Here is a 7739-nt window from a genome sequence, read left to right as displayed (position 1 = left end):
ATGTTGAAACTGTTTTTGGTCGGATGAAGGGTATTTTTGGCGTACGCCGGGTTCATGTTAGGGGCGAGCAAGCTGTCCAAACAGAGTTAGGTTTCCTCTTCATGAGCATGAATTTAACCAAATTGGCCAAATTACTGGTGGGAAAGACTGCTAAAAAGAAGACAAGCACAAGTGAGAAGCCTTATCCTCAACGATTAAGGATGAGATGTCGCTTGTGCTTGTTTTTTGAGCTAGTTTTTGCCCAGCCCCTTAAATAACAGGGATTTTAAGAGTTACTGCTTAAACAAAAGCGTGTAATGAGTCCCTTTATCATTAGTTTTGTAATGCTAAGTCAGTTGATTTTTGAGTGGACATTGTGATTGGGTCATAATAAACCATATCATAGGTTTGACCTTTTTCTTGGATTATATAAAGGCCTGCCTTAGTTACCTTAAAGCGTGACAGATGGCTGCTTTCTTGGTCATCATATTTAATCACAGTCCAAAGCTTATTTTTTTCATCATGGACGACTTGGAGATTTGGACTATTATCAAGCAATTTAAGTTCTGGTTTATCTGCAAGGGTAGTGAAAGTGTCCTTATCTATATTAGGAAGCATTATATAGGCATAGTTATTATGGCTGTCATCATGCTTTTGCTCAATGTTAATAAAGCTGTTAGAAACCGTATCTTTATTTGTAGAAGTAAGATTGATATTATACCAAGAACCGGTTTGATGTTTGCGATTGAGGGTGATAGTTGTAGGGTCAAAGAAAAGATAAGCAATATTTCTTTTTTTATCTTGAGATTCTAAAAAGAGTGTTTTTGTTTCGGTGACCTCTTTTTCTGTATCAACTAAGACTTCCAGTTTTTTCCCATTTACATAAATAGTATAAGGATTTTTTTCATCTTCTTTTCGTTGGTCAATGCTGGTAGAAACATGACTATTTTGATCCTTATTTTGGATATCACTGCCTAAAAAGACAATTTTGTCATCAAGGATTGCCCAGCCTTTTTTAGTAGTCAAGGTCTGATTCCAGTTAGAAAAGTCCATGGCAGCTAAACCAAAGCTATCACTTAATTTAGTAGAGCCAACAAAGGCTGATTGGCCGGTGACTTGCCCACTTTCTTTTTTGGCATCTTTTTTATCTTTGGTAAATTTCTCCATTGCAGCCTTAGTTGAATCCTCACGGAGCTTATCTTGTTCAGTTGTACCTGCTAGTTTATAAGGATTGACAGTTGGCCAGTAGTTGTTACTGTAATGGGCTAAATCTCCATTATAGAGATAAAACATGCCATCTCCTGTATACCAGCCTCGTGTATTTTCATCATTCATAGCTTCATAATTAAGAGTACGACTAGAGTGCATAGATAAGGCAAAAGCAAAGTCTTTATCAGCATTGTAATAGGCTAGTTTATCCATGCCATTAAAGGTAGACAGATAAGATGTAAGGTTTTTAGTTACAATACTATTATCAGCGAGAAGTTCATCTACAGCCTTAATATCAGCATAAGAATTAAGGTTTTGATAGACATTATAGAAGGTATCTGATTTAAGCAGAGATTTAATAGATACTTTGAGGTCAGAATTTTTAGGATTTTCTGTTTTAGTAGCTAGGCGTAACAGACCACGTAAAAGCTCAACAGCAGCTGCATGAGAGCTAGCTGCTTCACGACTGATAGAACGTCCACGGCTCATATCCATTAATTCCCCCTTAATGATGAGAGGTAAAAAGGCTTTTTCTATCCAAGAATAAACGAGTTCAAGCTGTTCATTAGGAATCTTATAGTCAGTTTTTTGAATAATAGGTAAGAGCTGGCTTAGCCCATCAATGAGGACATTCCCGTAAGCACCTGTATAGGCAACATTAGTATGGTCAATGTAAGAGCCATCCTCATAAAAACCTTCACCCTTAGTCACTGTTTTAAAAAGATTGCCTAAAGAAGAAACCGTTTTTTGGATAATAGTAGGATCTTTTCTCAAAAGGCCACTAATAATCTTAACCCGACCCATATCGACCAGATTTCCACCCAGAGCTGGGAAAGGATTAACCAAGGTTTTACGGAAGTAAAAAGGATCTGGGACAAAATGTTCAATGGCATCTGTATAGGTCATGATGTCACTATCTGAGAAATAAGGATGTAGTAAGGATAAGGTTCCCACAAGGGCGCGTGGCACACCAATTTCATAATCCCACCAGTTGGCCTTGCCATCAATATCCTTGTTAGCATTATAGATATTTTGGTTTAGCCAAGCGAGACTATTTTTAACTTTCCAAATGGCTTTTTCATTTTGATAAATAGCAGAGCCGGGAGTGCTAATTTGCTTAGCAATAGTTTCTAAGCGACGGTAGGTTGATGTCAACTGGGCAGAATTCTTATAATCCTTCAAGTCCTCCCAGAGATACTGGCGATTATCTGTTAGAATTAATGTTTCAAGGTAGCTAGCTGTTGACGTTTCAAGTCCCTTAAAGAGGCCAGTCATATGCTGATTAGTTGGACTATAATTCTTATTTCCTAAGGTTACCTCATTCCACTCATCAAGTAAGTGACGATACTTATCCTCACTTGCAGCTGAGATAGTTAGGGGAATATCTTTGATAAAGTTATTAGCAGAGTCAGTCACACGAATACTTGTTGTGCCTGCTTGTTTAGGAACTAAGATACCCTTTTCAAGGCTAGCAAATTGTGAATCTTTAACTTGGTACTTATAATTCTCAAGTTGAAAGATGTAGTGCTTGTTAAGTGGTAGCTCGATACTTTCTTCTAAGACATTTTTGACAGGTCTAGGCTGGTCAGAGTCTTTTGCTCCTTTTGCTACCATTTTAATGTTATCAAAGATAACTTTGCCGGTTCCTGTTTCAAAATAAAGTTCAAGGGTAACCTTAGTGACATTTAATTTAGGGTTATAGATTTTAGATAGGGTCTGTTTAGCACTTGTGCCGCTGGTCATAGCTGATAGCCAGAGCCTAGTTTCTGCTTTTTGAGGAGATTCTGTTTTTTCAACTATTCTTATAAAAGCTTGTCCTAGCTTATCTTGACTTTCAATATCAAAGCTAATGTCATATTTTTCTTGAGGATTGATGGCTACTTCTTGGGTAACTGCTCCACGAAAAGGAGTCTGGCTTTCTATCTTCAATTGTCCATTTTCACTACGTTCAAACTTTGGAGTAGTATCTGTGCTTACCTGATTATCACTATAAACTTTCCAATCTTTTGCCCCTTCTTTATTGGTCCATTTTTCAGGGTTACTTGTATCAGAATCTTCAAAACTAGGGTTTTTGATAAGATTAACTTCTTTGGAAGTAGTCTCTGGCTTTTCTTTTTCGTCCAGAATAGGTTTTGCAGGAATAGGAGTACTAGTATTTAGAGTGCCTGGCTGGTCAGCAAGTAAAGAGCTGTTAGAATTAGCTTTTTGCTTTTCAGGCTGAGAAATGTTATCAGAAGCAGGAGGTATATTTCCTGTGTCAGAGCTAGTTTTTACTTGAATGAGCTCACTCTGTATTTCTTTTTCCTCAGCTGAAACCTGATAGTAGCTTCCCCAAAGACTAGCTCCTAAAATTAGGGCTGAAAAAAGTAGGTAGGGACGACGGTGTTTTCTCTTAGACATGCTTTTCTCCTTAAATGGCAAAATTAGTAAACCGGTTTATTTATAGTATAGCACTTTAGGGTGTGTTAGGTAAAGTGCGTACTGTCAGATAGTTTAGCTTTTTAAGCCAGTTTTCCCTAGTAAAAGCTGAACTTAATAGCAGAAAGTGACCTAAGAACTGTTTTTTCAGATGAGAAAAATGTATAATAGCTAAAAATATAGAAGGAAGGACACTTGCCTATGACCCATAGCCCAATAAGAACAGGGATAGTTCCTAAGGTTAACTATCTTGTTTTTGACTTAGATGGCACGATTGTATTTGATGGAAAGTCTATTCTACCAGAAATTAAGCAAGAACTGAACCGCATAAAAAATAAGTATACTATTATTTTTGCCTCAGCTCGGCCCATTCGTGATATGCTTCCCTTATTAGAAGATTTTACTGCCAATGACATTATAGGGGCAAATGGAGCCATGTATCGCCAAAAACAAGAGATTTTTCTTCTTGAAACGATTCGCCAGACAATTGTAGACAGAATTAGTGAGATAATAACTGCTTATGATTTAGATTATATCCTTGACTATGAATGGGATTATTCTTCACGTATTAGGAATCCTCAAAATGCTATTTTAGGCAAGTTAGACAAGGCTAGACTGGCTAGCAATATTCCTTTCAAAAAAGAAAAGGTCAGCAAGATTATCTTATTTGGAGTAACTAAGAAATTGGCAGAGCTGCTTTCTCAATTAGAGGGAGTAAATGGACTCTACCATGAAGATGTAGAAGAGTTTGTTATAACTGCTCAGGGAATTGATAAGTCCTTTGCCCTCAAGAAACTCATTCAAGATAATCCCTATATTGCTTTTGGAAATGATTATAATGATTCTAGGCTCTTAGAAGAAGCTGCCCTAGGTGTTCAGATTGATTCTTTTTTACCCCTTAAGGAGACTGCTAGGAAGCATCACATCAAAAAAGACCAGCTTCTTGATCTTCTCAAAGGCTTATAGGACTTGAAAACTAGACTTTTGATTGAAGAATTTACTATTAAAGGAGACTCTATGATTAAACATGTAGGAATTGTTAGTTTATCTAGTGGTATGTTAGGTGAGGATTTTCTTAAACATGAGTTGGAATTAGGTTACAAACGTCTGCAAGAAATGGGCTTAAAGGTTAGTTTCTTACCAAATTCCTTAAAGGGAATTGATTACCTTCACGCTCATCCTGAAAAAAGGGCTGAGGATTTAATAGAAGCATTTGCAAATCCAGATATTGACATGATCCTCTGTGCCATTGGTGGGGAAGACACTTATAGGCTTCTTCCTTATCTATTCGAAAATGATCAATTAAAAAAGGTCATTAAGCAGAAAATTTTCTTAGGATTTTCCGATACAACTATAAACCACCTAATGCTACACAAATTAGGCATCAAAACATTTTATGGGCAATCCTTTATAGCCGATATTTGTGAACTAGAAGCGGGTATGCTTCCTTATTCACTTACCTATTTCAGAGAGTTAATTGAGACAGAGACAGTAAAAGAAATTCGTCCAAGCCATTATTGGTATGAAGAAAGGTCAGATTTTAGCGAAAAAGCCCTAGGCATAAACCGACATGCCCACATTAATTCAGGTTTTGAGCTTTTAAAAGGAAATGCCCAGTTTAGTGGCCCCATACTAGGTGGTTGTCTGGAATCCTTATTTGATCTTTTCGATAATTCACGGCATACTGACAGTATGGAGATGTGTCGCAAGTATCAGCTCTTCCCGAGTTTGGAAGACTGGAAAGGGCGTATCTTGCTATTAGAAACAAGTGAAGAAAAACCTAGTCCAGAACATCATAAAAAAATGCTCCTAAGGCTAAAAGAAACAGGTATTTTTGATCTTATAAATGGCATCTTGGTAGGAAAACCTATTGATAACACCTACTATGAAGAATACAAAGAAAATCTACTTGAGGTTATAGACCAAGATATTCCCATTCTTTATAATCTCAATGTTGGACATGCCACACCACGCGCTATTGTTCCCTTTGACATCCCTGCCCATGTTGATGCCCATGAGCAAGTCATTCGTTTTGATAGCATTTAAAAAAGAAAGAAGCTTGCAGGCTTCTTTCTTTTTAGATAAATTTGTTAAAAGGATTACCAAATTTTCACACGTTTTTCTTTTGGTAAATACATAGGGTCGCCTTCTTTAATAGGATAGGCCTTGTAGAAGGCATCCATATTCTTAAGCTGGATATTGACACGTGCTTCAGCTGGAGCGTGAACATCAATATCTAAAAGATATTTAAGATGGTCTAAGCTAGCTTTTTGGCGCCAGATTTTAGCATAATGTTCAAAGTATTCTTTTAAGTCTACCTGTTTGTTTGTAGTTTGTAAGGCCTCCAAGGAAACGGATAAGCCACCAGCATCAGCAGTATTTTCAGTAACAGTCAATTTACCATTGATTTTGCTACCATACAGTTCTTGGCCATCAAAGAGTTTAACCATAGCTTGAGTTTTTTTCTCAAATGCTTTTCGATCAGCATCAGTCCACCAATTAGAGAGGTTTCCTTCTTTATCAAAACGAGCACCATTACTGTCAAAGGCATGTGTAATTTCATGACCGATAACCATACCAATAGCTCCATAATTTTGTGCTTCACTTTGTTTCTCGCTATATAAGGGTTGGTTTAAAATAGCTGCAGGGAAAAGGATACTATTTGAATAGGTGTCATACTGAGCATTAACCACATAAGAAGGAGCAGCCCAAGTAGTCTTATCTACAGGTTTATTAAAATTTTTGAAGAGAGCAAGAGTCTCTTGACGATTTAGGGCATGGATATTGTCAACTAATGATTTGTTAGTGTCAACTGTCATTAAGTCAACTTCCTCAGGAACTTCTTCAGGGTAGCCCACATAATAACGCATCTGGCTTAGCTTTTCAATAGCCTTGTCTTTTGTTTCATCTGTTAACCAGGTATTTGTTTTTAGGCGTTTCTTATAAACATTTACCATGCTATCAATCATTTTGGTAACATTCTTCTTAGACTGAGGTCCAAAATGCTTTTGACCATAATAGGTACTTAAGGTATGACTAAAATGCTCTGTAGCTAAGTTGAGAGCTGCTTCTTCTTTTGGTTTTGCTTTTTCGACGCCACTTATTGCCTGTTCAAAACCTTCAGCAGCTATTCGCAAATCATCTGTTAAATAAGGAGCAGTTGATAAAGCCTCCCCAAGTAATAAATAAGCACGGAGATCAGCCATATTTTCTTGAGTGACAATCTGATCAAAAGCTTCAAAGAACTTAGGATTTTCTACATTTATAAAGCTTATATCTGCTCCCACCAATTCTTTAGCAGCAGCTTCAAAATCAAAAGTTTTAGAGTATGCTTTGACTTCTTCTAAAGACTTAGGATGGTAGGTAGCCTCGATATCAGCTAATTGGTCCTGACTTGGATAGTGTTTTGCTAATTTGCTATCAAAAGAAAGGGCTTTTTCAACTAACTCTTTGGCTTTTTTTTCACTATAGTCTAAGAGTGTTAAAACCTTGATTGCTGATTTAGAGAAGAGTTCTGTCATCTGTTCCTTATTTTCTTTATCTTGGTAATAGTCTGCACTCATCAAGAAAAGTTCAGGTGCTGCTAGGGTAACCATATTTTTGGAAGTATTTTTTAAATCTGGAGTAATAGCAATATCAAAGGGAAGAGGATCATTATTTAAGGTACGCTCTACAATATGCTCTGATAAATCATCAATAATAGAAAGTTTTTCCAAAGCTTCTAACGTAGGTTTGAAGGATTTGCTTCCTTCTTTCTCACGGGCTTTATAATCAGTTGTCAATTGATAGAATTTTAGGAAATTATCCATTCCTTTGATATCTGACTTTTCTTTTCCACTTGCTAACTGCTGAATGTCACTTGTCATTTCATCCTTAATTTTGTCCTGAAGTTGACTAAAGGCGCTCACGCTAGGCCTATCACTAGGAATTTGCGTTTTAGCTAACCAACTTTTATTAATAGCTTGGTAAAAATTACTTTCAATTCTTGCTTTAGGATCAGTGATCATATCTTTTGGCTGTAAGAAATGATAGGCACCATAAGCACTACCTGCCATGATTAAAGCTGAGAGAGCTAGAATGATTTTACTTTTCTTTTTCATCTTATCTCCTAATATTCTTATTTTAAGTTTATC

At 36.7% G+C, this 7739-nt stretch carries 5 protein-coding genes; 3 read left to right on the top strand and 2 right to left on the bottom strand.

Annotated features, from left to right (window positions below; translation table 11 throughout):
- Positions 1–257: transposase (locus A3GU_RS0108895; RefSeq protein WP_026216504.1), on the top strand; the 257-nt coding region annotated here is incomplete at its 5' end.
- Positions 258–312: 55 nt separating this feature from the next.
- On the opposite strand, the gene A3GU_RS0108890 is transcribed toward A3GU_RS0108895, so the two are convergent.
- Entirely contained in the window at positions 313–3588 is a 3276-nt protein-coding gene (locus tag A3GU_RS0108890; protein ID WP_018367183.1) for a polysaccharide lyase 8 family protein, read from the bottom strand.
- Positions 3589–3807: 219 nt separating this feature from the next.
- On the opposite strand from A3GU_RS0108890, the gene A3GU_RS0108885 reads away from it, so the two are divergent.
- On the top strand, positions 3808–4572 hold the full coding sequence (locus tag A3GU_RS0108885; RefSeq protein WP_018367182.1) for an HAD-IIB family hydrolase: 765 nt from the start codon (positions 3808–3810) through the stop codon (positions 4570–4572).
- 51 nt (positions 4573–4623) lie between these two features.
- Positions 4624–5652: a S66 family peptidase gene (locus A3GU_RS0108880; RefSeq protein ID WP_018367181.1), complete on the top strand. Its 1029-nt coding sequence runs from the start codon at positions 4624–4626 to the stop codon at positions 5650–5652.
- A 53-nt stretch (positions 5653–5705) separates the two neighbouring features.
- Here A3GU_RS0108880 and A3GU_RS0108875 read toward each other — a convergent pair whose 3' ends face one another.
- The gene (locus A3GU_RS0108875) at positions 5706–7706 is read right to left on the bottom strand and encodes a M13-type metalloendopeptidase (protein WP_018367180.1); all 2001 of its coding nucleotides are present in this window, start codon (positions 7704–7706) and stop codon (positions 5706–5708) included.
- Positions 7707–7739: the final 33 nt, after the last annotated feature.

Origin of the sequence: Streptococcus didelphis DSM 15616 (genome assembly GCF_000380005.1) — a bacterium.
GTDB lineage: Bacteria > Bacillota > Bacilli > Lactobacillales > Streptococcaceae > Streptococcus > Streptococcus didelphis.
This window is presented reverse-complemented; position numbering and strand designations above follow the sequence as displayed.

Coding starts and splice junctions, on each gene's coding strand:
- A3GU_RS0108890 (WP_018367183.1), bottom strand. CDS start 3,588: ATGTCTAAGAGAAAACACCGTCGTCCCTACCTACTTTTTTCAGCCCTA.
- A3GU_RS0108885 (WP_018367182.1), top strand. CDS start 3,808: ATGACCCATAGCCCAATAAGAACAGGGATAGTTCCTAAGGTTAACTAT.
- A3GU_RS0108880 (WP_018367181.1), top strand. CDS start 4,624: ATGATTAAACATGTAGGAATTGTTAGTTTATCTAGTGGTATGTTAGGT.
- A3GU_RS0108875 (WP_018367180.1), bottom strand. CDS start 7,706: ATGAAAAAGAAAAGTAAAATCATTCTAGCTCTCTCAGCTTTAATCATG.